The following is a 14485-nucleotide window of genomic DNA, read 5'->3' as shown; positions in this document are numbered from 1 at the left end:
GAAAGAGAAAACCCCCGCACGTTGTTCGGTATAAACCTGGCAACAAAACGGGGGCTGACTTGAACCTGAACAACTCAAGGATAGCCGTGAACAGTTGCCATTGCAACACAGGCGGCTATATGACGCTCGCACAGTTAGGCGTGGCCTTCTGGCACGATTTAGCGGCTCCAATCATCGCTGGCACCATTGCCAGCCTGATTGTGAGCTGGCTGCGTAACAGGAAGTAATGCGCTTTGTAGGCGTCTGCCTGCCGTGATGGCAACATGCGCCCGAACCAGGCCGCAGGGGGCGACCTTGCTGCCTTTTTCGGCTTAAATGCAGATAAATCTCGTCGCCAGGTGCCTATCCTGTCGCGATAATGCACGCTGGGAAGTTTTCAGATACCGCCTCTCTTAATACCGCTACGATCGGGTATACTCTGACGGCAGTTTCGTCTATCCGTGGAGAGTCAGTTTGCGTGTCAGTCGCTCGTTAACAATTAAGCAGATGGCAATGGTTGCGGCCGTTGTTATGGTGTTCGTTTTTATTTTTTGCACCGTTTTGTTGTTCCATCTGGTCCAGCAAAACCGCTATAACACGGCTACGCAACTGGAAAGTATCGCTCGCTCCGTCCGTGAGCCTCTGTCGGACACTATCCTGAAAGGGGATATTCCCGAAGCGGAAGCCATTTTAAAAAGTATTCGGCCAGCGGGCGTGGTAAGTCGCGCCGATGTGGTGCTGCCCAATCAGTTTCAGGCGTTGCGGATGAGCTTTATCCCTGAACGCCCCGTTCCTGTTACGGTGACTCGCCTGTTTGAGCTTCCGGTACAAATTTCGCTGCCGATCTATTCCCTTGAGCGTTCAGCTAACCCGCAACCGCTGGCGTATCTGGTACTGCAGGCGGATTCGTACCGCATGTACAAATTCGTGATGAGTACGCTCTCGACGTTAGTGACCATTTACTTACTTTTGTCGTTAATATTGACCGTCGCCATCTCCTGGTGCATTAACCGCTTGATTGTGCACCCCTTACGTAAAATTGCCCGTGAGCTGAACGACATCCAACAGCAGGATCTGATTGGCTATCAACTGGCATTGCCGCGTCTACATCAGGATGATGAGATTGGTATGCTGGTGCGTAGCTACAATCTTAATCAGCAGTTGATTCAGCGACATAGCGAAGAGCAAAGCGACTTTGCAATGCGTTTCCCGGTTTCCGAACTGCCCAATAAGTCGTTTTTAATGGGGCTGCTGGAGCAGGTTGTTACCCGCCAGCAGACGACGGCGCTGATGATTGTCACCTGCGAAACCCTACGTGACACCGCGGGGGTGTTAACCGAAACTCAGCGGGAAATCCTGCTGCTTACGCTGGTCGAAAAACTCAAGTCGGTATTAGCCCCCAGGATGGTGCTTTCCCAGGTGAGTGGCTATGACTTCGCCATCATCGCCCATGGTGTAAAAGAACCCTGGCACGCTATTACTTTAGGTCAGCAAGTACTCACTATCGTTAACGAGCGATTACCTATTCAGGGTATTCAACTGCGTCCTACCTGCAACATTGGGGTAGCAATGTTCTATGGTGATTTGACCGCAGAACAGCTTTACCGCCGCGCCCTGTCGGCCGTGTTAACCTCGCGCCATAAGGGTAAAAATCAAATTCAGTTCTTTGATCCGTTACAGATGGAAGAGGCGCAGCAGCGTTTGACGGAAGAGAACGATATTCTCAGCGCGCTGGATAATCAGCAGTTCGCGCTTTGGATGCAGCCGCAGGTGGAAATGTCCAGCGGTAAGGTATTGAGCGCAGAAGCATTATTGCGGATGCAGCAGCCGGACGGAAGCTGGGAGCTGCCCGAAGGGTTAATCGACAGGATTGAGTCCTGCGGCCTGATGGTGACGGTTGGTTACTGGGTGCTGGAAGAGACGTGCCGCCAGCTGTCAGCGTGGCAGGAACGGGGTCTGATGCTGCCGCTGTCGGTGAATTTGTCCGCGCTACAGCTGATGCACCCGAGTATGGTCTCGGACCTGCTGGAGTTGTTAAACCGCTATCGCATCAAGCCTGGTACGTTGATCCTGGAAGTGACTGAAAGCCGACATATCGATGATCCCCACGCTGCGGTGGCCATTTTGCGCCCATTGCGTAATGCGGGAGTACGTATCGCACTGGATGACTTTGGCATGGGGTATGCGGGCCTGCGACAGCTGCAGCACATGAAGTCGCTACCGGTGGATGTCCTCAAAATCGATAAGATGTTTGTCGATGGGGTACCTGAGGATTGCAGCATGATCTCCGCCATCATTCAGTTGGCCCACAGCCTTAATTTGCAGATGATCGCCGAAGGTGTCGAAACCGAAGCGCAGCGTGAATGGCTATCACAAGCCGGGGTGGAAGTGGCACAAGGGTTCCTGTTTGCCCGACCGGTCCCGGCAAATATCTTCGAAGAACGTTATCTGGCGCCGGAAAGCGCTGATTACAAAAGTTAAAAAAGGTCTCGCTTGTGCGAGCCAGCTCAAAATTTTTAACATTTCTGTATCAATTATGATCCAGGTACATTTCTGTCAAGTTGTGTGGGTGTTACCTTAAGGCCGCAGGTTAAACAAAACCTTACAAGACCTGTGGTTTTTACTTTAAGGACACCCTATGAAAACCTCTATATTCAAAAGCCTTTACTTTCAGGTCCTGACAGCGATTGCCATAGGTATTCTCCTTGGCCATTTCTACCCTGAATTAGGCGCCCAAATGAAGCCGCTTGGTGATGCTTTCGTTAAGCTCATCAAGATGGTCATCGCACCTGTCATCTTCTGTACTGTCGTTACCGGCATTGCAGGCATGGAAAGTATGAAAGCCGTAGGCCGCACTGGCGCGGTTGCACTGCTCTATTTTGAAATTGTTAGTACCATTGCGCTGATCATCGGCCTCATCATCGTCAACGTGGTGCAACCCGGTGCCGGGATGAACGTCGATCCGGCGACACTGGATGCCAAAGCGGTTGCAATGTACGCCGAACAGGCAAAAGACCAGGGGATCGTAGGTTTCCTGATGGATATTATCCCGGCGAGCGTCATTGGCGCGTTTGCCAGCGGTAACATCCTGCAGGTATTGCTGTTTGCGGTAATGTTTGGTTTTGCGCTGCATCGTCTGGGCAGCAAGGGCCAGATGATTTTCAACGTGATTGAAAGTTTCTCGCAGGTTATTTTCGGCATCATTAATATGATCATGCGCCTGGCGCCGATCGGTGCTTTCGGTGCTATGGCCTTTACCATCGGTAAATATGGCGTCGGAACGCTGGTGCAACTGGGTCAGCTAATCATCTGCTTCTACATCACCTGTATTCTGTTTGTGGTGCTGGTGCTGGGTTCAATTGCCCGCGCAACTGGCTTCAGTATCTTTAAATTCATCCGCTATATCCGTGAAGAACTGTTGATCGTTCTGGGGACTTCTTCTTCCGAGTCCGCGCTGCCGCGTATGCTCGATAAGATGGAAAAACTGGGCTGTCGGAAGTCGGTTGTCGGATTGGTTATACCCACGGGCTACTCGTTTAACCTTGATGGGACATCAATCTATCTGACAATGGCGGCGGTGTTTATCGCTCAGGCAACCAACAGCCACATGGATATCTTCCATCAGATAACCCTGCTGGTGGTGCTTCTGCTCTCCTCAAAAGGTGCAGCGGGTGTGACCGGGAGTGGCTTTATTGTTCTGGCCGCGACTATCTCTGCGGTGGGTCACTTGCCGGTTGCTGGTCTGGCGCTGATTCTTGGTATTGACCGCTTCATGTCTGAAGCCCGTGCGCTGACCAACCTGATTGGTAACGGTGTTGCAACTGTTGTTGTGGCTAAATGGGTGAAAGAATTGGATACCAAAAAGCTGGATGACACGTTGAATAATCGTGCGCCGGATGGCAAAACGCACGATTTATCCTCTTAATCTCGTCACTTATGCCCGTAGTCCCTTCCAGGACTGCGGGCGTTTGCGCATAATTACCCCCTGTGCCTGAAACCGTCGATTCGGCGGCTCGGGATTTTTTCACTTCTTCCGTGACATTTTTATGTTCTCGCGGTCTAACACGAAGTGTTTTTAACGTCATATTCAGAGAGTCCTTTCGAGGGCTGTCTTTTTATTTCCAGGATAGTTGATCAGGGGTTCACATGCAGGGCACAAAAATTCGACTTTTAGCGGGCGGCTTGCTGATGATGGCCACTGCCGGCTATGTGCAGGCAGATGCGCTCCAGCCTGATCCAGCATGGCAACAGGGCACGCTGGCAAATGGTTTACAGTGGCAAGTGTTAGCCACTCCCCAGCGCCCGAGCGACCGTATTGAGGTTCGCCTGCTGGTTAATACCGGTTCACTCACCGAAAGTGCGCAACAGAGTGGTTTCAGCCATGCGATCCCGCGTATCGCGCTGACGCAAAGCGGTGGCCTCGATGCCTCGCAAGCCCGTTCACTGTGGCAGCAGGGGTTCGATCCCAAACGTCCCATGCCGCCGGTTATCGTTTCCTATGATTCCACGTTGTATAACCTCAGTCTGCCTAACAGCCGTAACGATCTACTGAAAGAGTCACTTTCTTATCTGGCGAATATCTCCGGTAAACTGAGCATTACCTCTGAAACGGTCAATCATGCGCTGAATAGCGAAGATATGGTTGCAACCTGGCCGTCAGATACCAAAGAAGGGTGGTGGCGTTACCGTCTGAAGGGATCAACCCTGCTGGGGCACGATCCCGCCGATCCGTTGAAAACGCCTGTAGATGCGTCGAAAATTCAGTCTTTCTACCAGAAATGGTATACCCCGGACGCGATGACGCTGATCATCGTCGGTAACGTTGATGCACGCAGCGTAGCTGAGCAAATCAATAAAACCTTTGGCGAGTTAAAAGGAAAACGCGAAACGCCTGCACCGGTACCCACGCTCTCTCCGCTGCGAGCAGAAGCCGTGAGCATTATGACCGATGCGGTACGCCAGGATCGCCTGTCTATTATGTGGGATACGCCGTGGCAACCGATCCGTGAATCTGCCGCGTTATTACGTTACTGGCGCGCTGATTTAGCGCGTGAGGCGCTGTTCTGGCACATTCAGCAAGAGCTAACCAAAAACAATGCCAAAGACATTGGCCTCGGATTTGACTGCCGGGTGCTGTTCCTGCGCGCGCAGTGCGCGATTAACGTTGAGTCGCCGAACGATAAGCTGAACGCCAATCTGGGTACGGTTGCGCGTGAGCTGGCGAAAGTGCGTGATAAGGGACTGCCGGAAGAAGAGTTCAATGCGCTGGTAGCGCAAAAGAATCTGGAACTGCAGAAGCTGTTTGCCACCTATGGTCGTACCGATACCGATATTTTGATCAGCCAGCGTTTGCGCTCGCTGCAAAATCAGGTGGTGGATATTGCGCCTGAACAGTACCAGCGTTTACGCCAGAGCTTCCTCAACAGCCTGAGCGTTGAGATGCTGAATCAGGACCTGCGTCAGCAGCTATCGCAAGATATGGCGTTAATTCTGCTGCAGCCGAAGGGCGAACCTGAATTCAATATGAAGGATCTGCAGGCGACGTGGGATAGCATTATGGCGCCCGTTACCGCAGCGGCAACGTCTGTTGAAACGGATGAATCACACCCTGAAGTGACGGATATCCCGCCTGTACAGTAAAGGGTATCGTAACCTGTAGGCCGGGCAAGCGAAGCGCTCCCGGCTTACCCAGTGCCGGATGCGGCGTTAACGCCTTATCCGGCCTACAGGAACAATAAATTATTGCGGCATGGCGTCGCGGGGGATAATCGCCCCACGATGCTGAATGACGGTGCTTGCCGTCAGGTGGCCTCGTTTTGCGGCTTCGGCGGCATCGCCACCGGTCAGACGGACCGCCAGATACCCGGCGCTGAAGGAGTCTCCGGCCGCAGTGGTATCGATCACTTTCTCTTTCGGCAATTTAACGGCCGGAATGTCGATCAGTTCTTCGCCTGCAATGGAAACCAGGCAAGAGTCTGCGCCACGCTTCACAACCACTTCCTGTACGCCAGCCGCGTGAGTACGGGCAATTACCTCGGCAACGGGTTTTTCACCCCACAGTGCGTCTTCATCGTCCAGCGTCAGGAATGCGATATTGGTGCATTCCAGCATTTGCTGATACACCTGCTGGGTCTCTTCTTTACTGCTCCACAGGCGTGGACGGTAGTTATTGTCAAAAATGACTTTTCCACCGTTGGCACGGCATTCACGCAGCAATGACAGCAGCTTGTCACGACTTGCCGGGCTTAAAATCGCCAGGCTGATTCCGCTCAGATACAAGTAGTCAAATGTCGCCAGCTCTTCGCAAATCGCGGCAGACTGCTCGCTCTCCAGCCAGAATTTTGCGGCGGCTTCATTACGCCAGTAATAGAAGGTGCGCTCGCCAGTGCTGTCGGTCTCAATGTAGTAGAGACCCGGCAGGCGGTTTTCCATGCGCTGGGTTAATGAGGTGTCCACGTTTTCACCCTGCCAGGACTCCAGCATTTGTTGGCTAAAACTGTCGGTACCCAGTGCAGTCACATAGTGTACGGAAAGTGCCGCCGCATCGACCTGACGGGCGATATAAACGGATGTATTCAACGTGTCGCCACCGAATCCGCGCTGAACGTCAGCGCCTTTCTGTGACAGCTCAATCATGCATTCGCCAATCACGGCAATCTTTCTGGACATAGTCGTAACCTGCTCTGAAAAAAATTAGCGTTAGTGTGCGCTGTGGGTGTTAAGTGGTCAACTATATTAAAACATCGTTCCATTATTTTTTTGAGCCAGCACGTGTTCTGCGTTGTTTTTGCCGCTTAGTTTTTATTTTTGCGCACAGCTGAACGTAAAGTTCTTCCTCTGAGCGCCGATAACCTTTGACGAGTCCGGTCAGTCACACTCTTATTTACAGGACATCTCAGATGATAAAGCAGGTTACCCAGCAGCTCATTACGCCCGATGCGAGTATTGAAAGCTTGCTGGAAAGACGCTATTGGCTGCAGTGCGAGCGTGCTTACACCTACCAGCCAATTTACCAGACCAACGGACGGCTGATGGCCGTTGAACTGCTGACCGTCGTGAGCCATCCTGATAACCCTTCCCAACGTATTGCACCAGACCGCTATTTTGCTGAAGTGGCTGTACGGCATCGTGTTGATGTAGTGAAAGAGCAACTTCTGCAGCTTGAGCTGAAAGGGGGCTTTTTCAGAGCCAACAACCTGCTGGCTTCTGTGAACGTCGACGGACCAACGCTCATTGCGATGCGTCAGGATCCCGAAATCCTGAAAATCATTGAAGGCCTGCCGTGGCTGCGTTTTGAGCTGGTGGAACATATCCGCTTGCCGAAGGGGGCGTCGTTCGCCTCAATGTGCGAGTTCGGTCCGCTCTGGCTGGATGACTTTGGTACCGGAATGGCGAACTTCTCGGCGCTTAGTGAAGTGAGTTATGACTATATCAAAGTGGCGCGGGATCTGTTCGTCATGCTGCGCAAGACGCCGGAGGGACGTAATCTCTTCACACTACTATTACAGCTCATGAACCGCTATTGCCGCGGTGTCATTGTCGAAGGCGTTGAAACGCTGGAAGAGTGGCGTGATGTGCAAAACTCACCGGCTTTCGCGGCCCAAGGCTATTTTCTCTCTCGTCCAGTGCCCCTGGATACCCTCGAAGACGTAATTCTGTCACTTTGATGAGGGCGTAGCGCACCTCCTTTTCATCCTGCTGGACTATCTTTAGGACAGGCAAGGAAGGAAGTAAGGAGGTTAGACATGACGAGAACAGGTAAAATAACCACTTCAGTAATAGGGGTTTTCTTGTTGTTGATCGTCGTACTCATTATTGTGATTGCGACATTTGACTGGAACCGGCTCAAACCGACCATCAACCAGAAAGTCTCTACAGAACTCAACCGGCCCTTTGCTATACGGGGTGACCTGGGCGTGGTTTGGGAACGCCAGAAGCAGGAAACTGGCTGGCGTAGCTGGGTTCCGTGGCCGCATGTTCATGCTGAAGATATCATCCTCGGCAACCCGCCGGACATTCCCGACGTCACCATGGTGCATCTCCCGCGCGTTGAAGCTACGCTCGCCCCGCTGGCACTGCTGACAAAAACCGTCTGGCTCCCGTGGGTCAAGCTGGTCAAACCCGATGCGCGGCTGATCCGCCTGTCGGAGAAAAACAATAACTGGACCTTTAACTTAGCTGGGGACGAAAACCGCGATCCTGATGCGCCGCCATCCGCATGGTCTTTCCGGCTGGATAACATTCTGTTCGACCAGGGACGTATCGCCATTAACGATAAGGTGACGAAGTCGGAGATTGAGATCCTGGTCGATCCGCTGGGTAAACCGTTGCCCTTTAGCGAAGTGACCGGCGCAAAAGGTAAAGAGAGCAACGCCCGCGTCGAGGACTACGTGTTTGGGCTGAAAGCGCAAGGGCGATATAACGGCGAACCGCTGAGTGGTAGCGGAAAAATAGGCGGGATGCTGGCGCTGCGTGGCGAAGATACGCCTTTCCCGATTCAGGCTGATTTCCGTTCGGGCAATACGCGCGTAGTGTTTATCGGCACGATAAACGATCCGATGAATATGGGCGGGGCGGATCTGCGGCTTAAATTCTCGGGAGATTCGCTAGGGGATTTGTACGATTTGACCGGCGTACTGCTCCCGGATACGCCGCCGTTTGAAACCGACGGACGTCTGGTGGCGAAAATTGACCCGGAAAAATCCTCTGTTTTTGATTATCGCGATTTCAATGGTCGTATTGGCGACAGCGATATTCACGGAACGCTGGCCTACACCACCGGTAAGCCGCGACCCATGCTGAAGGGTGATGTGGAATCACGCCAGCTGAGGCTGGCCGATTTGGGGCCGCTGATCGGGGTGGATTCAGGCAAAGGGGCGGAACGGGCAAAACAATCTGAACAACGCAAAGGTGAGAAGAGCGTTCAGCCTGCGGACAAGGTCTTGCCGTATGACCGTTTTGAAACCGATAAATGGAACGTGATGGACGCTGACGTGCGTTTCAAAGGACGGCGTATTGAGCATGGCAGTAGTCTGCCGATCAGCGATCTCTCCACTCATATCATCCTGAAAAATGCCGACCTGCGCCTGCAACCGCTGAAATTTGGTCTTGCGGGAGGCAGCATTGTCTCCAGCATCCATCTGGAAGGAGATAAAAAGCCGATGCGGGGGGAGGCGGATATTCAGGCGCGGCGGCTGAAGCTAAAAGCGCTGATGCCCGATGTGGAACTGATGCAGAAAACGCTCGGTGAAATGAACGGGGACGCCCGGTTTAGCGGCAGTGGAAACTCGGTAGCGGCGCTGCTGGGTAACAGCAATGGCAACCTGAAACTGCTGATGAATGACGGCTTGATCAGCCGGAATCTGATGGAAATTGTGGGCTTGAATCTGGGGAACTATCTTGTCGGGCAGATATTTGGTGATGACGAAGTGCGGGTGAACTGCGCGGCGGCGAATCTGGATATTGTTAACGGCGTGGCGCGTCCGCAGATTTTTGCTTTCGACACGGAAAACGCAGTCATTAATGTCACTGGTACGGCGAGCTTTGCGTCGGAGCAACTGGATTTAACCATCGATCCGGAGAGCAAAGGGATTCGTATTATTACTCTGCGTTCGCCGCTGTATGTTCGCGGCACCTTTAAGAATCCGCAGGCTGGCGTGAAGGCCGGACCGCTGATTGCGCGCGGTGCGGTTGCTGCCGCATTAGCCACGTTAGTCACTCCTGCGGCGGCCTTGTTGGCGCTGATTTCGCCGTCAGAGGGTGACGCGAATCAGTGCCGGACGATCCTGTCACAGATGAAGAAGTGATGTCTGGCCGGATGTTTATCCAGCCTGGATTTCATGCTCAACGTAAGCCGGATAAGGTGGTTACACCGCATCCGGCAAAAGAATCACAACGACTGATGGCGGGTTTCGTGGGTCAACAGCAGTGCAATCAGCGTTAACGCCGCCATCGATGCCAGATACGTACCGACAGCCGCCAGACCATAATTCGCCTGCAACCATGCGGCGATGTATGGGGCAACCGATGCGCCGAGAATTGACGAAACGTTGTACGAGAACGACGCCCCCGTATAGCGCACTTCGGTCGGGAACAGCTCCGGCAGCAGTGCGCCCATCGGGCCAAATGTCAGACCCATCAGGCTTAAGCCCAGCAACAGGAAGGCGAACACCAGCACCGGATTGCCAGAGCCGAGCAGCGGTTTAAAGGCAAACAGCGCAAACAGAATGATCAGCGTGGTGATGATAAGCATGCTCTTGCGGCGACCAAACGCATCGGCCAGCAGGCCCGCCACCGGTACCATGACGCCAAAACCAATGACCGCCATCATCAGCATCCACAACACTTCATTACGCGGCAGGCCAAGCCCTACAGGCGCTGCGGCGGTACTGAACGTCATCGAATAGACGGTCATGATATAGAACAGCGTATAGGTCGCCAGCATGATGAACGTGCCGAGGATCGTCACGCGAACATGTTTTGTCAGTAGAGTACCCAGCGGGATTTTCACCTGTTTTTTCGCCGCGGCTACTTTGGCGAAGACCGGGGATTCATGCAACGAAACGCGGACGTACAGACCGATAATCACCAGCACAGCGGAGAAGATGAACGGTACGCGCCAGCCCCAGCTCATGAACTGTTCGTCGGTCAGCAGCCAGGAGAGCAGCAGAAAGGTACCGTTGGCGAAGAAGAAACCGATAGGCGCGCCCAGCTGCGGAAATGATCCGTACAGCGCGCGTTTGCGCGGTGGCGCGTTTTCCGTCGCCAGCAACGCTGCACCGCCCCATTCACCGCCCAGACCTAAACCCTGACCAAAACGCGCCAGAGCCAGCAGCAGCGGGGCGAAAATGCCGATAGTTTCATAGCCCGGCAGCAGGCCAATGACGACTGTCGAGATCCCCATTGTGAGTAGTGAAGCAACCAGCGTGACTTTACGGCCGACGCGATCGCCGAAATGTCCGAACACCGCGGAACCGATAGGTCGGGCCACAAAGGCGATAGCAAAAGTGGCGAGGGACTGTAGCGTAGCCGCGGTCGGATCCCCCTGCGGGAAGAAGATATGCGGGAACACGATCACCGCGGCGGTGGCGTAAATATAGAAGTCGAAGAACTCAATGGCGGTGCCAATGAGCGAGGCGACGACAACTTTATTGCGCGAGTTGACCGGGGTGTGTTCCTGTTCGTTGTCGAGTGTTGTGGCTGTTGCTTGCATAATATTTTCTTATTTTTGGCCGAACGAAAGGTCATATTACGCACAGCAAAAGAGACATTTCAATCTGTAACAAACTTTGAGATCGGTTAAAAATAGAGCAAAAAGGGGATAATTTTTAGGCTTGAGATTTCACTTCCATGAAATGCTTCACATAATTTAAAACTTGGATGATAAAACTGGTTTCTGGTTAAATAAAAGTTACGAGTTGGATTTATTCACTAAATCAGTGAGAGCAGGCGGCATTATAATTGCCGGATGGCGCTACGCTTATCCGGCCTACAAAACTCTCCCGTAGGCCGGATAAGCGTAGCGCCATCCGCCATAAATGATGAATTAGCGGTGGGTTTTCCCCGGCATACGCGGGTCGTCTTTGTATTCCGCTGTGGCAATCCAGGCTGCGCAAAACAGGGTCAGACGAGCGAAGAAGTAGAAGAACGCCATCAGTCCAAGCACGGAACCAAATGCCGCGCCTGACGGCGACTGCACCAGTGATGGCAGCGTATACGTCATGATCATTTTGATGACTTCAAACCCCAGTGCCGCGATAAAGGTACCGCGTATGAGCGCTTTCTTACGCGGTCGGTGACGCGGTAGCCGCCAAAAAATCCAGAAGAACAGCAGGTAGTTGGCGAAAATAGAGATGGTCAGGCCGATCAGCCGCCAGGCGGGCTTCAGCCATTCGATACCGTCGAGATACAGCGCAGAGATAATCATCTGCTGGGCGGAACCGGCGATAGAGGTAATGGACAGAGTAACAATCAGCGCAACCAGTAAGCCAATCAAGGAAACAAAATCACGCAGATATTTGACCCAAATTTTTTCCTGATCCTGCGGCGTACGTTCCCAAACATCCCGCGACTGGGCACGAATCGCTTCGCGCAGGTTCCCCATCCAGTTAATGCCGGAATAGAGCGCGATGCCAAGCCCTACCAGACCTACAGTGGTACGTTGCTGAACGGCGGTATTGATGGTGTTTTTCAGCGTAGAAGCGAGCGTCGGATCGCTGACGTTCAGCAAAATCTTGTTGAAGATATCCTGCAACAGCGTAGGGTGCGAAGCGAGAATAAAACCCGCGGCGGCAAACGACACCATCAGGATTGGGATCATCGACAGAAACGAGAAGTAGGTAATGGCGGCACCAAACTGATTTCCCATACGATCGTTAAACCGCTCTGCGGCACGAATAAGATGGGCGATGATGGGCTGACGTTGAATTTTATCGGCGAAGGTCAGAGCCGTTTTCAGCGCCTGGTTCGCTTTAGCGTTTTTCTCCGGCTCGGCGGAGGCTGGTTTATGTTCTGGCGTAGGGTGTTTTGCGTCTTGTTCCTGCGTCATCCGATCGGTTGTCCTTATTTTGTTCACTCATGACATTATAGCCTGCTCAGGGGCGCATCCTGAAAAATGGACTAATCCACATAGTCTTTCATCACACCAGTCAGCCATTCCATAAACAGATGTACCCGGCGGGAGAGGTTGCGCCGATGCGGATAAAGCAAAGAGACTGGCATTGGCTCGGCGCGATATTGCGGCAACACTTCGACCAGCGTACCGGCGCGCAGGGCATCACGCACGCCAACGCGCGGCACCTGAATAATGCCCAGACCGGCAAGGCATGCCGCGTGATAGGTTTCGGTACTGTTTACCGTTAGCATGCCGCCGGTTTTAACCCATTGCGTGCCATTTTCTGTCGCCACTTCGAAACCTTGCGCACGCGTTCCTAAATTGACCGAGTAGTGCACCACCGCATGCGAGGCAAGATCCTCCAGATTTTCCGGATAACCAAAGCGGGCGAGGTATTGCGGGCTGGCGCAGTTAATCTGCGTGAGTTTCCCCAGCGGACGCGCAATCAGCCCTGAATCTTTCAGCGCGCCCACGCGTACCACACAGTCGAAACCTTCGCGGATCAAATCCACCAGGCGGTCGCTGCTGCTGAGTTCGAGTTCCAGGCCCGGATACTGATGCAAAAAGCTCGGTAAGCGGGGCATCACCAGGTTCCTTGCTACACCGACCGGCATATCAACGCGCAGCTTGCCGCTGATGCTGGACGGATCGTGATGGAACAGCCCATCCAGCTCATCCAGATTACTCAACAGATCTTTCGCGCGTTCGTAATAGATCATGCCGTCTTGCGTGAGCTGAACGCGGCGGGTGGTGCGGTGCAACAACTGCGTGCCCAGATGATTTTCCAGAGCCTGGATCTGGCGCGATACGCTACCTTTAGGAAGTCCGAGGGTGTCTGCGGCGCGCGAAAAGCTCTCCAGTTCTGCGACGCGGATGAACAACTGCATTGCGTGAATTTTATCCATTCTCATGCCCTATTGTTGTTCTAAATGAAACAGTAATGCGCAGTTAGCAGTATTTATTGTTCTTCTATCACCTAATAAGCTTTGTCTCAATCTTCACAACACCTGAAATGAGGTTTCTTATGACGCAACGTATCGCATTGGTGACTGGCGGCGGCCGCGGACTCGGTAAAAACGCGGCGCTGAAGCTGGCGAGTAAAGGAATCGGTATTATCCTGACGTGGAACAGCAATGAAAAAGAAGCGCAGCAGGTTGTGGGTGAAATACGCCAATCTGGCGGTAAAGCGGCGGCATTACCGTTAAATGTCGGCGATATTTCTACATTCCCTCAGTTTGTTCAACAGGTGCAGGGAACGTTACAAACGCAGTGGCAAAGTAACGCGTTTGATTATTTATTGAACAATGCCGGAATCGGCATCAACGCACCGTATCCGGCATTTACTGAAGCGCAATTTGACCAACTTTTGAACATCCATTTTAAGGGGCCCTTTTTCCTGACGCAGAGCCTGCTACCGCTGATAAATAAAGGTGGTCGCATCCTCAATGTCTCTACCGGGCTTGCCCGCTTTGCGCTACCGGGTTACAGCGCATACGCAGCCATGAAAGGTGCGATGGAAGTGCTAACCCGTTATCAGGCAAAAGAGCTGGGAGAGCGCGGCATAACGGCGAATATTATTGCGCCAGGCGCAATAGAAACGGATTTTAGCGGCGGAAATGTGCGGGATAATGCGCAATTGAATGCGTACATTGCATCGCAAACGGCGCTGGGACGCGTTGGTTTACCTGATGATATTGGCGACGCCATTGCTGCGCTGCTCAGCGATGAACTGGCCTGGATGACGGCACAGCGTATCGAAGTATCCGGCGGAATGTTCCTGTAAACCCATAAGGTGCTTATTCAACAGGTCACGGCGGTAATGACTCCAACTTATTGATAGTGTTTTATGTTCAGATAATGCCCGATGACTTTGTCATGCAGCTCCACCGATTT

General features: G+C 52.9%; 12 protein-coding genes. 7 read left to right on the top strand and 5 right to left on the bottom strand.

Annotated elements, in window-relative coordinates; translation table 11 throughout:
• The first annotated feature begins 119 nt into the window (after positions 1-119).
• From OGX92_RS15035 to OGX92_RS15020, 4 genes are all read left to right on the top strand, one after another.
• On the top strand, positions 120-227 hold the full coding sequence (locus tag OGX92_RS15035; protein ID WP_003827426.1) for a type I toxin-antitoxin system toxin Ldr family protein: 108 nt from the start codon (positions 120-122) through the stop codon (positions 225-227).
• A 226-nt stretch (positions 228-453) separates the two neighbouring features.
• On the top strand, positions 454-2460 hold the full coding sequence (gene hmsP, locus OGX92_RS15030) for a biofilm formation regulator HmsP (protein WP_020996063.1): 2007 nt from the start codon (positions 454-456) through the stop codon (positions 2458-2460).
• A 157-nt stretch (positions 2461-2617) separates the two neighbouring features.
• Positions 2618-3904: a C4-dicarboxylate transporter DctC gene (gene dctA, locus OGX92_RS15025; protein WP_003827429.1), complete on the top strand. Its 1287-nt coding sequence runs from the start codon at positions 2618-2620 to the stop codon at positions 3902-3904.
• 221 nt (positions 3905-4125) lie between these two features.
• Complete coding sequence (locus OGX92_RS15020; protein WP_003827432.1) at positions 4126-5619, top strand: M16 family metallopeptidase; 1494 nt, start codon at positions 4126-4128, stop codon at positions 5617-5619.
• Positions 5620-5718: 99 nt separating this feature from the next.
• Here OGX92_RS15020 and kdgK read toward each other — a convergent pair whose 3' ends face one another.
• Positions 5719-6648: a 2-dehydro-3-deoxygluconokinase gene (kdgK, locus tag OGX92_RS15015; protein ID WP_003827433.1), complete on the bottom strand. Its 930-nt coding sequence runs from the start codon at positions 6646-6648 to the stop codon at positions 5719-5721.
• 230 nt (positions 6649-6878) lie between these two features.
• On the opposite strand from kdgK, the gene pdeH reads away from it, so the two are divergent.
• Together pdeH and OGX92_RS15005 are read left to right on the top strand one after the other, a co-directional pair.
• Positions 6879-7646: a cyclic-guanylate-specific phosphodiesterase gene (gene pdeH, locus OGX92_RS15010; protein WP_003827436.1), complete on the top strand. Its 768-nt coding sequence runs from the start codon at positions 6879-6881 to the stop codon at positions 7644-7646.
• Between the two features lie 78 nt (positions 7647-7724).
• A complete protein-coding gene (locus OGX92_RS15005; RefSeq protein WP_286586735.1) occupies positions 7725-9785 on the top strand; it encodes an AsmA family protein in 2061 nt (686 codons plus the stop codon).
• 83 nt (positions 9786-9868) lie between these two features.
• Here the strand turns inward: OGX92_RS15005 and OGX92_RS15000 are convergent, their stop codons facing one another.
• The 3 genes from OGX92_RS15000 to OGX92_RS14990 form a co-directional block, all read right to left on the bottom strand.
• Complete coding sequence (locus OGX92_RS15000) at positions 9869-11191, bottom strand: MFS transporter (RefSeq protein ID WP_003023312.1); 1323 nt, start codon at positions 11189-11191, stop codon at positions 9869-9871.
• 333 nt (positions 11192-11524) lie between these two features.
• On the bottom strand, positions 11525-12526 hold the full coding sequence (gene yhjD / locus OGX92_RS14995; RefSeq protein ID WP_003827439.1) for an inner membrane protein YhjD: 1002 nt from the start codon (positions 12524-12526) through the stop codon (positions 11525-11527).
• A 71-nt stretch (positions 12527-12597) separates the two neighbouring features.
• Positions 12598-13497 (bottom strand): LysR family transcriptional regulator, encoded by a 900-nt coding sequence (locus OGX92_RS14990; protein WP_003827442.1) that lies wholly within the window; start codon positions 13495-13497, stop codon positions 12598-12600.
• 119 nt (positions 13498-13616) lie between these two features.
• On the opposite strand from OGX92_RS14990, the gene OGX92_RS14985 reads away from it, so the two are divergent.
• Complete coding sequence (locus OGX92_RS14985; protein WP_003827444.1) at positions 13617-14375, top strand: SDR family NAD(P)-dependent oxidoreductase; 759 nt, start codon at positions 13617-13619, stop codon at positions 14373-14375.
• A 47-nt stretch (positions 14376-14422) separates the two neighbouring features.
• Here the strand turns inward: OGX92_RS14985 and OGX92_RS14980 are convergent.
• On the bottom strand, positions 14423-14485 hold a 63-nt coding region (locus OGX92_RS14980; protein WP_071603212.1), incomplete at its 5' end, for an IS1 family transposase.

This window comes from Citrobacter sp. Cpo089 (assembly GCF_030332695.1).
Taxonomy (GTDB): domain Bacteria; phylum Pseudomonadota; class Gammaproteobacteria; order Enterobacterales; family Enterobacteriaceae; genus Citrobacter; species Citrobacter portucalensis.
This window is presented reverse-complemented; position numbering and strand designations above follow the sequence as displayed.

What these genes read in the sequence shown, in the direction of transcription:
- OGX92_RS15035 (WP_003827426.1), top strand. Translation starts at nt 120, where the DNA reads ATGACGCTCGCACAGTTAGGCGTGGCCTTCTGGCACGATTTAGCGGCT.
- dctA (WP_003827429.1), top strand. Translation starts at nt 2,618, where the DNA reads ATGAAAACCTCTATATTCAAAAGCCTTTACTTTCAGGTCCTGACAGCG.
- OGX92_RS15020 (WP_003827432.1), top strand. Translation starts at nt 4,126, where the DNA reads ATGCAGGGCACAAAAATTCGACTTTTAGCGGGCGGCTTGCTGATGATG.
- kdgK (WP_003827433.1), bottom strand. Translation starts at nt 6,648, where the DNA reads ATGTCCAGAAAGATTGCCGTGATTGGCGAATGCATGATTGAGCTGTCA.
- pdeH (WP_003827436.1), top strand. Translation starts at nt 6,879, where the DNA reads ATGATAAAGCAGGTTACCCAGCAGCTCATTACGCCCGATGCGAGTATT.
- OGX92_RS15005 (WP_286586735.1), top strand. Translation starts at nt 7,725, where the DNA reads ATGACGAGAACAGGTAAAATAACCACTTCAGTAATAGGGGTTTTCTTG.
- OGX92_RS15000 (WP_003023312.1), bottom strand. Translation starts at nt 11,191, where the DNA reads ATGCAAGCAACAGCCACAACACTCGACAACGAACAGGAACACACCCCG.
- yhjD (WP_003827439.1), bottom strand. Translation starts at nt 12,526, where the DNA reads ATGACGCAGGAACAAGACGCAAAACACCCTACGCCAGAACATAAACCA.
- OGX92_RS14990 (WP_003827442.1), bottom strand. Translation starts at nt 13,497, where the DNA reads ATGGATAAAATTCACGCAATGCAGTTGTTCATCCGCGTCGCAGAACTG.
- OGX92_RS14985 (WP_003827444.1), top strand. Translation starts at nt 13,617, where the DNA reads ATGACGCAACGTATCGCATTGGTGACTGGCGGCGGCCGCGGACTCGGT.